This window comes from Thermococcus sp. LS2, from assembly GCF_012027375.1.
Lineage (GTDB): Archaea > Methanobacteriota_B > Thermococci > Thermococcales > Thermococcaceae > Thermococcus_B.
Window position 1 is genome coordinate 32,322 of record NZ_SNUI01000009.1, and the last position, 15,194, is coordinate 47,515.

Here is a 15,194-nt window from a genome sequence, read left to right on the forward strand (position 1 = left end):
CTTCCTTTCGCTGTATAAAAGTTTTATGTATGTCAAATAGAATCCTTGATGAATTGGAAGCTGCATTGGTGATAATAACTTGGAAAGAATGTCCAAGATTATTTTAGATAACTTTTCAAAAATTCAAGGCTCTTTTTGAAATCATCTAAACTCCTAACCTCTAAACTCCATGTGATGTTCTTGGGCAATATCTCGAGCACATCATCCCAAGGTATTATCCCATCACCCAGCGCTAAGTGAGAATCATTCTTTCCATCGTTGTCATGTAGATGGATGTGAATTATCCTGTCCCCTAAGAGTTCCAAAAATTCTGCATAATTTTTGGTTACTGTGTATAAATGTCCAACATCGAAAGTTACGTAGAGATTTGTGCCATCAATTAAATTATATATTCTATCAGCAGTTTGACCATCCAAAATTGGGAATTTTGGCATATTTTCAAGAGCAACTTTAACCCCTATTTTTTCAGCAACTCTGTCAATCTCTTCCAAAGAGCGTTTGTGGACTTTTTCATAAGCTTTTGGGAATTTTAAGCTCAGCGGTGAATAGTGTCCTGGGTGAAGAACAACCAAGAGGGATCCCATTTCATGCGCAATTTCAAGGGTTTCAAAGATTGTTTCAAGCATCACCCTCCGGAGCTTTTCACTGAGTGCAGCAATGTTTAGGTCACTGAACGGGGCATGGATGATGTTTTTCAGCCCATAACTCTCTAGGGCTTCGAGATGAGGTTTGTAGTTATACTTGTCCAGCACGTGGTAGCCTTCATCCATTATTTCAACAAAGTCTAGAGGGAATTCTCTAAATTTGTATAGGGCCACTCCCAAACTTTTGTCAAATAATGCATACGTTGAGACACCTATCAATTTAACCACCCACAATGAGCTTTGCTATTAAAACCGCGTATATTGTTCCAAAGATATCGCTGTTGTTTGAAATGAGTGGAATCGCAACATTGTCTGGATCTATATCCTTCTTAAAGAGGAAGTATGAGATCGTGTAGGAGTAAAGCATGATTAAGAGAGCCATGAAGGGATAAGTTAAGGTGAGCTCAAGTGAGAATGTAACCTTTATTCCGAGCATAAGTCTTGCAATCAAGATTCCAAAGATGTTAATTAAGAGTCCTATGATTGGTGTGGTTGCGAATAAGGAAAGTATATCCAAGAAAGGCTCCAGCGAGAGATACCTTTCTATCTCACCTAAATGAAGCTTCGTTGAAGTTTTTGCTGCTATAACTGAACCATAGTTTCCAAAACTGCTCAGTAGAGATGGATAAGCAAATCCCAGAATTACGGATGCTTGAATTAAATGGCTGAACCTCTCAAGGGTGAATCCAGAGATTAATGAAAGCAGAGCTAAGAATGTGATTATAACAAACAGCTCCTTAAATTCCAAGAGCTCACTCTTCCTTATCCTGCTAGTCTCTACTAAGAAAATCAACAGCCCAATAAGGAGAAGATTCGATATCCAAAATGCTAGCTTGAATGACTCCAGAATTAGAATGAACATAATCAGTGAAGGGATCGTGAGTAAATCCCCCACAGATGCAACTAACGGGGCAGCGACGCTATCTGGGTCCGTTCCTTTTTTGAAGGAGAATATTGTAACAAATGCAGTAAAATAACCTAATAATAACGATACTAAAATTGTGGAGCTAATGACTATGAGCAGAATTTGGAATGCATGATAGCGTATGCCTTTAATCACACCAACTGCCCACAAAATGGTAACGGGTATTAAGGAGAGTATCATTGCAATTACAATGTTTCTCAGAACTTTCTTTTCTCGAATCCTCGGCTCCAAATCACCCAAATAGAGCATCGTTGAAAATCGAGACGCCATAGAGCCAAAGACATTTCCCCTCAAGCCCATCATTCCGGGGAGAATCACCAAGATACCAGGATAAGTAGAACGAATCTTGTTGAAATATTTACCCAGAAAAGTCCCTCCAAAGAACCCAATTATCAATGAGACTACTAGTGACGCTAATGTTGCAGTGTATGCCTCTCTCAGCTTCTCTTTCAAGTCCAAAAGGACTGTCATCGCCCTCCCCCTCCATCTCTGGCACCCCTTTTGGAGTCAACAATTAGGTATATAAAATTTCTTGACTAAGTTTTTCTTATCTCTTCATCACTAATAAGGCCTTTTGCATACGGGCAGAGCCCTCTTAGAGGACATTCGTCACATTTTGGGCTTATTGGACGGCAGATTGCTTTTCCGTGATCTACCATGGCATGATTCACATAAATCCACAGCTCTTTGGGAATGAGCTTCATGAGATATTCCTCAACTTTTTCGGGTGAAACTTTAGGGGGAGCTAAGCCTAAACGTTTGCTTATTCTGTTCACATGGGTATCAACAGGAATCGCTTGATAGCCGAAGCCATAAGCCAAAACAATGTTCGCACATTTTCTTCCAATGCCTGGCAGTTTAACAAGCTCATCCAATGTGTCGGGAACTTTTCCACCGTATTTTTCCAGAATTGTTCGGGAGCATTCAACAATCCATTTTCCTTTATTTTTCCACAGACCTACGCCATTCTCTTTTAGGAGCTTTTGAACATCTTCAACTTTAGCATTTGCTAAATCGTGAATTGTGGGATATTTTTTGAAAAGAGCATCACTAGCTTTGTCTGTTGTCTCATCTTTGGTTCTCTGGGAAATTATGCACCTAATTAAAGTGAAAAATGGATCTCCTTGTAGAATCTCGTTCATACTCCTACGTGGATACATCTCCATCAGTTTTTTTACAATCTTAACTGCCCTCTCTTTCTTTTCTTCCCAGCTCTCCTCAAAAGTGAATGAGCCTGAGCTTTTTTCCATTTTCATAAACTACCACCAGCGTGTTTTTAGTTCCCCTAACTTCTTTAAGTCCTTCGAATTTTTCATTATAAATCTTGTGTCCCCTTTTACTCAAAACTAGAACTTCATCGTCAAATACTAGCGTAATGCCATTTTCGAGCAGTATAATGTTTTTAATGGCTTTGTCAAATTCAAAATCTAAGATTAATTCCCTCCCAGATGAAAGCTCTATTTTTGTGTCCTCCTTCACTTTAAACTCCTTAGGCTCTGCGTAAATAACTTCAAATTTCAACTGCTTCCCTAATAAGTCAATTTCGACAATTTCTCCTTCCTTAACTTCTTTACCTTTAATCTTTGCCTTTAAGATGTCAATGAACTCTGGGGGAAGTTCTACTTCAAAGAGAGGTTTAAGAATGAGCCTCATTTCGCATCCCCAATAAAAATAATCCTTACCACACTTAAAAGAGTATTCATCTTTCGATACCCTCCAAAGATATTTTGTACTCCAGCCATACAAACTTACCGAAAGATTTATAACGTCAAATATATCGATCGATATATCGAGGTGAAGAATATTGGAGCGACCAAAGTTTAAAGGACATCTTAAGCTACTCGTGCTTCATCTGTTGAGTAAAGAACCAATGCACGGTTATGCGATAATGAAAGGACTCGAAGAGAGGTTTGGAATTCCAGCTCCAAGTGCTGGAGTGATATATCCAATCCTATTCAGCTTGAAGCGCGCTGGACTTATTGAAACAATAGGAACTGGACAGAGGGAGAAAAAAATCTACAAGATAACAGAAAATGGCATTGAGTACCTAAAAGAGCATGAAGATGAGCTGAAGGAAGCAATCAAGCTCGCAAGAATTTACAGAGAGTTTTCTGAGATGGGAGGGAAAGAGCTTAGAGAAGCATTCAAGTTGATTTTTGACAACTTTGATAACCTTACAGAAAAGCAGAAGGAAGAGCTTTCCAAGATAATAAGGGAGTTCGCAAAGAGAATCAAGTTCATTGTGGAATTTGGTGGTTCATATGAGTGAGGTAAAGAGCTGGAGAGAATATTACAAGGAGATGAAGCAAAAGGCTCCGCTGACAATTTACTACCCAATATGTGGCGGAGGGGAGGAATGCATAACTGTCTGTCCCTATGGCGAAAAAATTTGGAGCGTTGAGCCTATGAAGGTTTCCCTCTTTGGCTTCAATGAAAAAGTCCGTCTAAGGCCAGTTATGAAAAATCCAGAGCTATGTAAGGGGTGTTATCTATGCGTTGAAGCTTGCCCAACAGGCGCGCTGAGGCCTAGAGATAACCCCATTAAGCATTCATTCTTAACTCTCATTTACAATACCCTAAAGCTTCCGTTTAAGAAGAAATACAACATCAAGTTCGTTTTTCGCCCAGAACACGTTGAGAAGTTCAGGCGCAACAATGGGAGGTGAATAAAATGGAATATGCAATAATAGCTGATAATCTTGTTAAGAAATACGGAGACTTCACAGCTGTTAAAGGCGTTTCATTTAAAGTCAGGAAGGGTGAGATATTTGCGTTTCTGGGACCAAATGGGGCGGGAAAGACCACAACAATTCACATGCTTGTTACACTGCTCAAACCAACCTCAGGAAAGGCCACTGTTGCTGGATATGATGTTGTAAAAGAACCAGATAAGGTTAGGAAAAAGATTGGAATAGTTTTTCAAGATCCAAGCTTGGATAGAGAGCTAACAGCTTACGAGAACATGTACATTCATGGAAAGATTTACGGACTAAGTGGGGACAAACTGAAGAAAAGAATCATGGAAATGCTGAAATTTGTCGAGCTTGAGGAGTTCAAAGACAGGCAGGTAAAGTTTTTCAGCGGTGGAATGCAGAGAAGACTTGAAATTGCGAGGGCTTTGATTCATGAGCCAGAAGTCCTCTTCTTGGACGAGCCAACGATAGGATTAGATCCACAGACAAGAGCTCACATCTGGGAGTACATAAAAAGAATGAAGGAAGAGCATGAAATGACAATTTTCCTAACAACGCACTACATGGATGAAGCAGAGCAACTAGCTGACAGGATAGCAATCATTGACCATGGAAAAATCATAGCAGAGGGAACATCTGAAGAGCTCAAAAAGCTCATCGGAAATGACGTCATTTACATCAGAATAGCGAATGGAAAAGAAGGGATAAAATGCCTAAATGCCGATTTCATAAGAGGCTGTAAGGTTCTTCCCGACGGAAGGGTTAGGCTCGAAGTTGTGAATGCTGCTGAAGCTCTGCCAAAGCTCTTTGAACTTGCTCAGCAATACGGCGTCAAAATCTTGGAAGTCACATACCACAGACCAACACTCAATGATGTGTTCTTGTATCTAACGGGTAGAGAACTAAGAGAAGAGAGTGCAAGCGGTTTTGACATGGCAAAAATAGCAGTCAGAAGGAGGTATATGAGATGAAAGCTTTTACGACAATGGCTTATCGCCAGATTAAAAGATTCTTCAGAGCTAAATCAAGAGTCATAGGAATGTTTGTGAATCCTTTGATGTGGCTTATATTCTTCGGACTAGGATGGAGCAAAGTCTTTAACTTCCCAATGGCGAGTGCACTCTTTGGAGGTGTTGACTACCTCTCATTCCTTGCACCGGGTATAACAGCAATGACGATCTTCAATGCAAGCTTCATAGCCGGAATAAGCGTCATCTGGGACAAGCAGTTTGGATTCCTCAAGGAGATTTTAGTTGCTCCAGCATCAAGGAAAGAAGCCATAGCTGGCAGAATAGTCGGGGACTCAATAATGGCAGTCCTCCAGGGATTGATTATCCTCTTATTGACCTTCACCATAGCAAGCAGCCTTAAGTTTTCCGGTGTGTTGCCAATGATACTCATAGGATTCCTGCTTGCAATAGCATTCTCAAGCTTCGGCGTCAGCATAGCTCTCAAGATGACAAGCATGGAAGGATTCCAAATGATAATGAGCTTTCTAATGCTCCCCCTAATGTTCCTCAGCGGAGCGTTTTATCCGGTTGAGACGATGCCAACATGGATGCAGTATTTAGCTTATATAAACCCACTAACCTACGCCGTTGATGCAGCAAGGCATGTATTGGTTAACGCACCAACAACTGCAGCAGCTCCAATACCCGGCATACCAACAGTTTCACTCACGAGATTTTCGCTGATGACAGACATTGGTGTTCTGGCAGCCCTAGCCCTAGCATTCCTCATAATAGCCATGATTTCATTTGAAAAAGCAACAATTGAGTGAAGGTGTCAAAGCGGATTTTCCTTCTTTTCTTTGTTCTTAAACATCTCATAACTTATCTTAAGAGCCTCTAAAACCGGGAGATTTTCTCCAGCAAAAAATGCAAGCATTGCTCCGCCGCCGGTGCTTATATGACTGATCCCCTGAATGTCGTACTTATATATGCTCGCTATGCTGTGCCCTCCTCCTACAACGGAAAATGCTTCGCTTTCTCCAATAGCTCTAAAAACACCTACTGTCCCCCTTGCAAATTCCTCTATCTCAAAGACTCCCATGGGGCCATTTGCCACAATTATTTTTGCCTGCTTTAGAATCTGGGCGTATTTCTCGATAGTCCTTGAGCCTATGTCGAGAATTTGATATTCGTCAAACAGCCACTTTTCATCACTCAGCAAATCTATCTCAAGTCTCTCTCCTTTGTAATCAATGGCAAAGTCAACTGGAGTTCTAATGTATGGATAGAATTCATCCAAAAGCTTCTCAGCCCAATCTACTAACCCTAGGAGTCCCTTTTTCTCGAGGAATTCGATATTCGCAACCCCGAGGTTGTATCCTTTTGCCAGTGTAAAGATATTTCCAACCAATCCACCAGTAAGGATTAAATCCGCCTTTTCTTGCCTCAGCACATTTTCTGCCACCCTAAGCGAGTCATTGACCTTTGCACCGCCGAGCACATATACCTTTGGCCTCTCTCTGCTTTCGTAAGCTCTGGTTAAGGCGTTAACCTCTTTTTCCATTAAAAAGCCCATTATCATCGGCTTAATTCTAGCAAAGCCTACTAGAGAAGGCTGAGAACGATGAGCAGCAGCAAAGGCATCGTTGACAACATAATCTAAGAGCGGAGCAAGCTTCCTTACAAAATGAGTTTTCTCGCATTCCTCAAGAGGTTTCTGCTTTATTTCCTCAGCAGCAAAGCGAAGATTTTCTAAAATTATAGCTTCACCGGGTTTAAGAGACTTTATCTTTTCTCTAGCGTATTTTCCAAAGATATCCTCAACATATTCAACCTCTCTACCAATCAATGAACTCAAGATTTCAGCGTGCTGCTCCGTTGTGATATAGTCCTCATTGTACGGCTTGCTCTGGTGAGTAGCTATTACAACCTTTGCATTGTGCTCAAGAAGATAAAGCAGAGTAGGCAAAACAGCTCTAAACCTTGCATCACTTATGATTTTACCATTTTTCACAGGCGAATTCAAATCCACTCGCAGAAAGACCGTTTTGCCGTTATAATTGAAATCCGTGAGCCTGAACATTTCATCACCAAGGATACGTCAATAAAAAGCGCATTAAAAGGTTATCTTATACACTTTGGGTGATAACAATGAAAAATCAGAAGAAAAAATCGAGAATTAAGTCATTAAAAGGTTCTCAATCAGCTTTATTGCCTCCACAATCTTAACCTCTGGCTTTTCTTCCACCTTTGGAAGTTCGAGGTTTATGACCAATCTTTCTTCTCTTCCTTCCTCTTCAAGGTCATAGACCTCAAGCTCTTCTATGTCAACATCTTCAAAGAGGCTCTCAACTTCGGGGCCGAGTATCTTTTTGTCGTTTCCATAAACTTCAACTCTCACAACATCATCTTTTGATGATGTTAGAACCACTATTTCATAATCCCCAATCCTCTTTGTGAAGCGTATCATATTTCCATATCCAATTATCTCCTCTTTAAATCCTAGCTTTTTCATTGTAGCTCTTATCGTATCAACTTTTGCCTTCATCTTCCTCAAAATTCTCTCCTTAAGTTTATAGCTCTCTTCAAGAGCCTTTTTAATGCCCTCACCAGCTTTTTCAATCTCGCCCTCCCAAATGCCAATGAGCTTCAAACCTGAAGAAGTTGATCTGAGCTCAATCTTTAAGCTGTCAACATCAAAATCTCTCAAATCATCTATTTTAAGCTCGCTAAGTCTTAGGATTTCAAATTCAATTCTAACAATGTTTCCAAAGGCTTTTCCCTTAAATTTCACGGGCATCACCCAAAGGAGAAAAACTGATAATGGTTTAAAAACTCTTCCCCTCCCAATATTGTAGAAAAGACAAAAGGAAGAAAGAGGATAAGCTCATTTTCTCCTCCTCATGAGCAGTGGAATCAGTGCCAATCCAACAATCGCCGCTGGACCGCATATCTTGCTTGTTGTGGCTGTTGAAGTTTGTGTTGGTGAGCTTTCACTTGAAGTAGTCTCAGAGGTTGTAGTAGTTGTTGTCTTTGTGGTTGTTGTCGTTTTGCCCATAACTTTTTCAGCAACAGCCTTGTTGCCGTAGAAGTCAACTGCAACTACTCTGATTGTGTATTCATCCGCATCAACACCTGGGATCTGAGCAAGGAAGTAATTAACGTTTGGTCCGCCCTTTGTAGGCTCTGCTGGATACTTCTTGACTTCACCATTAGCTTCAATCTCCACATATAAGTCTTTGATTCCCAAGTTATCGCTTGCCTTGAAGTAAACCTTAAATGGCTTTCCTTTTATTGGCTTTGAAGGTGATGTATAAGCAATGCTGACCTGTGGCTTCTCAGTGTCTTTACCCTTTGTTATCACAAGCTCACTGATGCCTTTTGGAACAGTGACCTCAAGGAGCATGTAGTGCTTATCTCCGATGGTTCTTTCTCCTAAGACCTTGTATTTGACATTTGTGACAGCATCATCGACTTTTGCCCCCTCCGGCACAACAACTGCTATCTTACCTGTTGTCTCCTGATACTCATTCACGAACTTAATTGCTGAACCAAAATCAGTTGTGTGCCTAAACACTATAAACTCCTGTGGAACAGGGAATGAACTTATTGGACCAAAGAGGGTACCAAACATCTCTTCGATTCCTGGAAGTCTAACGTTTCCATTTTCGTCAATTTCTACAATTCTTGAACCGTACCAGTTGTCTTCTTCTCTCTTGTCTGGAGCACCAGTTGTTGTTGAAGTTACAAACCAGTGCTCATTTCCGTTCTTGTCAATATACACCTGAACGTAGTCTGCATGAACGTGTCCGCTTAAGACGAGTTTTATGTTGTACTTTTCAACATCCTCGAGGAATCTCCTGGCTAAGTCTTCACTTGTTCTTTCTTTTCCACCAATCCAGTACCAGCTTACGAGAGGAGCTATTGTCTCCCAGTCATCAAATGCACTGAGACCTTCAATTTTTCCGCTCTTTCCTTCTGGAGTCTTGTACCAGTATGGGTGGTGAACTAAAATAATTGGTATTTTATCTGGGTTTTGTTCAAGTATCTTCTCCATCCACTCAAGCTGCTCCATAGTTGGGTGTGATCTTTCATTATCAGAATCCAAAGCTATGATTATGAACTTGCCAATTGTGATATAGTAGATTGGTGGAGCAATGAATTTTGAGAAATACTTTGGTGGATCATCATGATTACCTTTAACGATTATTATCGGCTTCTCAGCAGCAATGGCATTTTCCATTAAGCTAAGCAGATATCCATATGCTTTGCTGTCACCTGCAGTATCAACGACATCACCTGTTGCAATGATTACATCAACTGCTGGGTTCATTCCCCAGTATGTGAAGAAGCTGTCAGCTGCTACGTAGCTTGAGAGTGGAATTGCCCCTTCACCGCACTTGAATATGCTTCTGCAGAACTTTTCTCCATTTACATAACCAATCTTTGCACCGCTTGTAATGTGGAGATCGCTTCCATGAGCAATCCTGAGAACCTTTGGATACTCCTTGAGAATCCAGACACCGTTTGGAACAACAACTTCGCCCTTATTGGACTTCACAATCAAGAAATAGTCATCTGGAACTACGTTATCTGGGATTTTAACCTGAAGTTCATTTCCATTCTTTCCAACTATCTGGAGCTCATAGGGGCCGTTAAGCACTGAGACTATTGAAAGGCTTGTTATTTCAACGCCATCTTGAGCCCTCATTGTAACTGTTTCCCCTGGAAGAGCCACAACTGGAGCTCCTGGAGCAGGGTACGCCAAAACATCAAGTGGAGAAAGCGTCGCTGCCTCTACTTGTACTACTTGGAACATAGAAAATACCATCAAAACTAAAAGTAATGCAACTCCCTTCTTCATGGTACCACCAAATAAAAAAATGCTAATTTAGCTATAAAATATTATCCGACACAAATTTGTGCAACTAAGGAATAAAAAGTGAGAATATTTAACACTACGAGTTCCATCTGACTGAAATTAGAGCCAATCCCATAATCTTTTCCGAAAGCTCGCTTTTTCCCCCTAATCTTTTGTATTCCTGGTACCCTTGCCATATTTTCGAGTAGAGTTTTTGAGCTGCATCAACCTTATGCCTCCTTGTCGCTACAAAAAGCCGAGTTAAGTGAACCGCCATATCCAGCAAAATGTAATCCGCTCTGCTGATAGGTTTTACAATTGAAGGGACCATCTCACCGTAAACTGGAATGAATTTACATTTTAACACTCTGCTTTTTCCAAGTTCGTCCTCAATTTCGCTCTCTTCAAACTCTATCTTGCCCTCAATCCAGCTTAACTTTTTGATTTTTCTGAGAGGTATTTTCTTTGCATCTTCAAATTCTACATCAATTGGAATATTCAACGCAGCTTTTACCAGAAGCTCGACATCCTGCGTTATGTGGACAACTCCAAAAGGATGTTCCTTGATTTCTTGAAAGCTCTTTCCTTCAAAAAGCTTGAAATAAAAATAATTCCCTTTTCGAATAATCCCAATGGGGGTTAAGTTTGACTTTGTTACTAGCAAAACCTCATACACTTTTCCTTCATCAAACAGCTCCAAAATCTTCATGCTCTCACCCAAGAAGGAAGTTAAGAAAAGAAAGTCAGAGTTGCTTTGGCAAGATGAGGATATCGTCTTTATTTATGTAGAAAGTAACTGGTCCTTGTGGCTTTAAGCCCATAACGTCCTTATCACTTATGGTTCTTGCAATGATTCTAGTTTCTCCGAACATTCCAACGACCTCGATAAAGAATCCATAGTATTCGATGAGATCAACCTTACCTTCAAGCTTCACAGCATTTTCAATTGGCTTTAAGCTGATACGCTCTGGCCTAATAACGATGACAACTTTGTCGCTCTTGTCGGTATATGTTAGCCCTTCAAGTCTGAAGTGTTCAAACTCTACTGTAACCTTGTCGCCATGTCTTTCAACAACCTTTGCTGGAATTACGTTTGTCTTGCCCATGAAAGATGCAACAAATTCAGTCTTGGGCTTCTCGTAGATTTCCTTCGGCGTTCCGACCTGCTCAACGGTTCCAACGTTCATCACTGCTATCCTATCACTTATTGCCATTGCCTCCTCTTGGTCGTGTGTAACGTAAAGGACTGTAATGCCAAGTTCCCTTTGTATTCTCCTGATTTCTGAACGCATCTCAAGCCTGAGCTTTGCATCAAGGTTTGAAAGAGGTTCATCGAGGAGAAGCAATTTAGGCTCAACGACTATAGCTCTCGCTATTGCAACTCTCTGCTGCTGACCACCGCTAAGCTGAGTAGGATATCTGTCCTCAAAGCCTTCGAGCTTAACAAGTTCTAATGCCCATTTGACCTTTCTCTCAATTTCTTCCTTTGGAAGCTTCCTAATTTTGAGCCCATAAGCGATGTTGTCATAAACTGTCATGTGAGGCCAAAGAGCATAGTTCTGGAACACTAAGACTGCCCCTCTTTCGCTTGAGCTAAGATATGTAACCTCTTGGTCGTCAAAGAATATCTTTCCGCTGTCTGGGAAGTCAAGACCAGCAATAATTCTCAATGTTGTGGACTTTCCACATCCAGATGGCCCAAGTAAAGTAAACAGCTCGCCGTGCTTTATATGCAGGTCAATTCCCTTTAATGCGACGGTTTCTCCGAAGGTTTTAACAATATTCTCAAGTTTGACTTCAACCAACTTTCTCACCTCATGTTAATCCTATGAATGCGTATCTTTGCTTGGTGATTATGTTAACTAACACAATTGAGAGTATCTGGACTGTAATTAACAGCACACCCAATGCCGCAGCAAGCTGAGCGCTTCCTGCTGCTGACATCATGATGTCTTTCATGAATGCTGTAATCGGTGCATACTGCATGTTGAGTGAACCTAATGTAATACCAACACTTGTCTCGCTCATTGAATAAACGAAGCTTAGCATTGCACCACCAAAGACGTTAAGTGAAATCAGTGGTAGCAAGATACCGGTTATTGTCTTCCATCTGCTTGCTCCAAGGTTCATTGAAGCTTCTTCAAGTGAGACGTGAACCTGCTGAAGTCCTGCATAGACAGAACGTGCTGAGAAAGGCAGTCTTCTGATTGAATACGCTAGTATGAGTACAAAAGCCGGGTTGAAGCTGAAGATGTTCGTTGGGTCTAGTGGTGTGTTGGGGAACACTTGTGAGAAGAAGTAGAAGTATCCCATTGCGACAACGATACCTGGAACAGCGATTGGGATTATAACTAAGCTTTCAAGCACTGGGGTTAAGATTCCCTTAAATCTGCTGGTTGCATAAGAAGACGTTATTGAGAGGAGTATGATGAGTATAACGGCGGCACCTGAATACATAAGGCTGTTTATGATATATCTTCTCACGTCGGGATTAAGAAGCATCTGCTTGACGTATTCCGTTGTAAATCCTTGAGGCATTACAGTAACGCTCCATTGCTTGGAGAATGCCAATAGAACGACACCAATCTGTGGGAATATTGTGAAGAGCAGTAGTGGGAGCAACACTATATAGATAATTGCAGCTTGCCATGGTTTTGGTTTGCTGACTCTTGGCTTCCATCTTCCACCTTTGCTGAGCATAGCATACTGCCTCAAGCTGACATACTTCCTAATTCCGAGGAATGCAAGCACAGCCAAAGTAAGCATTAAAATTGATAGTGCCGCAATCTCCGGGCTCCTCTCACCCAAACCATAGAGGAATTTGCTGAAGATTTGATAAGACATCAGTTTCTTAGCCAATGGGTCACCTTGGAAGACAATTGGTGCTGCTAAATCTTCAAGGCTAAAGATGAATACAAGCGTTGCACCAGCGGCTATACCTGGTAAAGCTAATGGGAACGTTACTGTTCTAAATAAGTGGAAGCCTTTGCTCCCGAGATTTTCTGCCTGCTCCTCTAATGTTGGATCAATGTTAATAAAGCTTGCATAGGCGTTGAGGTAAACTATTGGATAGTACGTCATAGCCTGAGCTAAAACAACACCTGCCAAACCATCAATTTTAATCCTAAAGGGCAGTATGTGAAGCAACTCATAGAAAATGTAGTTGATTAAACCTGTATCGAGAAACATCTTCTTAATAACGTATGCATTAACGAATGGGGTAACTAACAGGGGAATAAAGAGGGCAATTCTAAAGAAGTTTTTACCCTTAAAGTCATATCTCGCCATTACAAAGGCGAAGATTGTTCCCATAAGTGAAGCCAAAAGCGTCACAAGAGCAGCAACCACAAGTGAGTTAATTACAACTCCAAAGTCTATTCCCCTGATTAGATAAACAGTCTCCCCAGTTGCAGTAACAGTCTTTATAGCAAAATCTCCCCTAGGTGGGAATTGGACGTAATAGCTTGAGGTTAATATGCTCTTAAACCAGTAAAGCGAAAAGTGTCCCTCATGACTGAATGCTATTGCCAGCATAGCCAAGACTGGCACAATTAGAAATATTACTATATAAAGCAGAGGGAAAAGATAAGAAAAGGCAACAAGAGGTTCAAACAAAGGTGTTCCAAAGAGTCTTTCACTCCATTTGCTTACTTTCATCCTTGCACCTCCGCTAACACCTTGTTGTATTTAGCTCTTGCAGCATCTCTCCACTCCTGCATAAGGGTGTCTTTAAATCCTGAATCCTTAATGAGCCTCTCATTTATTTTCTTTGCATACTCCTCAGTGAAGGTAACCACCTGCCCTGAGTCCGGATCTTTAAACTGTATTGGAGCCAAAAGCTGTGCCTTAAGCTGCTCGTACTTTTCTTTGCTTATCTTTCCTTGCTTGTAAGCCTGAACAAGGGCAACCCATGCTCTGTGGAGTTCTTGGTTTGCATCAACCAATGTAGCCTTGAAGTAGAACTGCATTGCATAAATCGTAGCCAATGCTCTTGCATCATCAAACTGAATACCTTGGGTTTGCAAAGCTAATTCATAAGCTTTCTTTAAATCTGGCCTCTTCTGTCCCTCTGGAGTGTCAAAGACTGCGGGATTAACTGGAAGTCTGTTAACATCTTCGTTAAGCCAAATCTTTTGTCCCTCTGTGAGTACCCAGTAAATGAAAGCTTGTGCAGCCTCTGGGTGTTGGGAGTTCTTAAGCAAGGCAATTGGGTCACCATTGATGATACTCTCTCCCTTTGGAATGATATAAACACATGAGGGATTAAGCTTCATTGCAGTGTATCCATAGAAGTCAATTGTGTTTCCAACAGCTATGTCACCAGCTATAACGGCCTCCCTAACAGCATCACTTGCATCGTAAATCTTTGAGTTTGCAGCTATGATTGTGAGAACCTTCCATCCCTCTTCCCAACCAAAAGCTTGGAGAATAATCTGGTAAATTCTTGTGTTTGAGGTGCTCCTTGTTGGATCAGCAATACCAACTTGTGGTGGGTCTAGTGCAAAAGTCTCGCTTGCTATATCCTCCCATCTCTCTGGCATTGGAAGGTTCCACCTCTTAAGGACGTCCTTATTCACTGTGAAACCAAACGATGAAAGTGCAGCTGCAATCCAGTAAACTTTTCCATCGTCACCTTTTCTAACCATTGGCATTCCAGCAATATCTTCCTTTATTTGTGTTCCAAGAAGTCCAAGAACCTTTTCATCTGTGATTGGAGCTAAATAGCCTTGTTTGAAGAGGTCATCAAAGAGCGTTGGCCCTCCACCCCACCCAATATCAGCACCTTTCTCAATTAGGGCTGGCCACTGTGAATCTGGAGCTTTGATGAATTTAATGTTCACAATGTTATACTGCTTAGCAATGTCACTCTTTAGAAATGCCTCTTTTGCCAGCATTTGAATAGTAGTGTCGTGTCTTGTTAGAACTATTAAAGTTATTCCCTCCCCAGTTTTCTGGGTTGTCGTTGTCTGCTCTCCACCACCAATACATCCAGACACTATGCTAATGAGAAACAGCAGTACAAGTGAAAGAGCAATGCCTTTTTTCATTTTGGCTCACCTCTGATGGGTTCTACAAAAGCTTCTTTAAATTTTTGCCACAAAAAAATGTTAAAAAATTAAA

The 15,194-nt window shown here is 41.1% G+C and carries 15 protein-coding genes; 4 read left to right on the forward strand and 11 right to left on the reverse strand.

Annotated elements, in window-relative coordinates:
* Positions 1–98: 98 nt before the first annotated feature.
* The 4 genes from E3E24_RS10565 to E3E24_RS10580 all read right to left on the reverse strand — a co-directional run bounded on the left by E3E24_RS10565 (position 99) and on the right by E3E24_RS10580 (position 3,222).
* Positions 99–872, reverse strand: coding sequence for a sugar phosphate isomerase/epimerase (locus E3E24_RS10565; protein WP_346766030.1), 774 nt, complete (start codon positions 870–872; stop codon positions 99–101).
* Positions 865–2,040, reverse strand: a complete 1,176-nt coding sequence (locus E3E24_RS10570; protein WP_167886892.1) for a magnesium transporter — start codon at positions 2,038–2,040, stop codon at positions 865–867. The genes E3E24_RS10565 and E3E24_RS10570 overlap by 8 nt, the downstream gene beginning before the upstream one ends.
* 65 nt (positions 2,041–2,105) lie before the next feature.
* A complete protein-coding gene (gene nth / locus E3E24_RS10575; RefSeq protein WP_167886893.1) occupies positions 2,106–2,825 on the reverse strand; it encodes an endonuclease III in 720 nt (239 codons plus the stop codon).
* Positions 2,788–3,222: an ATPase gene (locus E3E24_RS10580; protein WP_167886894.1), complete on the reverse strand. Its 435-nt coding sequence runs from the start codon at positions 3,220–3,222 to the stop codon at positions 2,788–2,790. Before E3E24_RS10580 ends, nth begins: the two co-directional genes overlap by 38 nt.
* A gap of 151 nt (positions 3,223–3,373) precedes the next feature.
* Between E3E24_RS10580 and E3E24_RS10585 the strand changes: the two genes are divergently transcribed.
* From E3E24_RS10585 to E3E24_RS10600, 4 genes are read left to right on the forward strand one after another with little or no spacing between them, the layout of a single operon-like run.
* Entirely contained in the window at positions 3,374–3,838 is a 465-nt protein-coding gene (locus E3E24_RS10585) for a PadR family transcriptional regulator (protein ID WP_167886895.1), read from the forward strand.
* Positions 3,831–4,235: a ferredoxin family protein gene (locus E3E24_RS10590; RefSeq protein ID WP_167886896.1), complete on the forward strand. Its 405-nt coding sequence runs from the start codon at positions 3,831–3,833 to the stop codon at positions 4,233–4,235. The genes E3E24_RS10585 and E3E24_RS10590 overlap by 8 nt, the downstream gene beginning before the upstream one ends.
* 5 nt (positions 4,236–4,240) lie before the next feature.
* Entirely contained in the window at positions 4,241–5,233 is a 993-nt protein-coding gene (locus tag E3E24_RS10595; RefSeq protein ID WP_167886897.1) for an ATP-binding cassette domain-containing protein, read from the forward strand.
* Positions 5,230–6,042, forward strand: a complete 813-nt coding sequence (locus tag E3E24_RS10600; RefSeq protein WP_167886898.1) for an ABC transporter permease — start codon at positions 5,230–5,232, stop codon at positions 6,040–6,042. Before E3E24_RS10595 ends, E3E24_RS10600 begins: the two co-directional genes overlap by 4 nt.
* 5 nt (positions 6,043–6,047) lie before the next feature.
* On the opposite strand, the gene E3E24_RS10605 is transcribed toward E3E24_RS10600, so the two are convergent.
* The 7 genes from E3E24_RS10605 to E3E24_RS10635 form a co-directional block, all read right to left on the reverse strand.
* Positions 6,048–7,295: a phosphoglycerate kinase gene (locus E3E24_RS10605; RefSeq protein WP_167915988.1), complete on the reverse strand. Its 1,248-nt coding sequence runs from the start codon at positions 7,293–7,295 to the stop codon at positions 6,048–6,050.
* Positions 7,296–7,391: 96 nt separating this feature from the next.
* Complete coding sequence (locus tag E3E24_RS10610; RefSeq protein ID WP_167886900.1) at positions 7,392–8,006, reverse strand: hypothetical protein; 615 nt, start codon at positions 8,004–8,006, stop codon at positions 7,392–7,394.
* Between the two features lie 93 nt (positions 8,007–8,099).
* Positions 8,100–10,076, reverse strand: a complete 1,977-nt coding sequence (locus E3E24_RS10615) for a metallophosphoesterase (protein ID WP_167886901.1) — start codon at positions 10,074–10,076, stop codon at positions 8,100–8,102.
* A gap of 94 nt (positions 10,077–10,170) precedes the next feature.
* Positions 10,171–10,782: a DUF447 domain-containing protein gene (locus E3E24_RS10620; protein ID WP_167886902.1), complete on the reverse strand. Its 612-nt coding sequence runs from the start codon at positions 10,780–10,782 to the stop codon at positions 10,171–10,173.
* 34 nt (positions 10,783–10,816) lie between these two features.
* The gene (locus E3E24_RS10625) at positions 10,817–11,878 is read right to left on the reverse strand and encodes an ABC transporter ATP-binding protein (protein ID WP_167886903.1); all 1,062 of its coding nucleotides are present in this window, start codon (positions 11,876–11,878) and stop codon (positions 10,817–10,819) included.
* A 10-nt stretch (positions 11,879–11,888) separates the two neighbouring features.
* Positions 11,889–13,730, reverse strand: a complete 1,842-nt coding sequence (locus E3E24_RS10630; RefSeq protein WP_167886904.1) for an iron ABC transporter permease — start codon at positions 13,728–13,730, stop codon at positions 11,889–11,891.
* The gene (locus E3E24_RS10635; RefSeq protein WP_167886905.1) at positions 13,727–15,121 is read right to left on the reverse strand and encodes an ABC transporter substrate-binding protein; all 1,395 of its coding nucleotides are present in this window, start codon (positions 15,119–15,121) and stop codon (positions 13,727–13,729) included. Before E3E24_RS10635 ends, E3E24_RS10630 begins: the two co-directional genes overlap by 4 nt.
* Between the last annotated feature and the right edge of the window lie 73 nt (positions 15,122–15,194).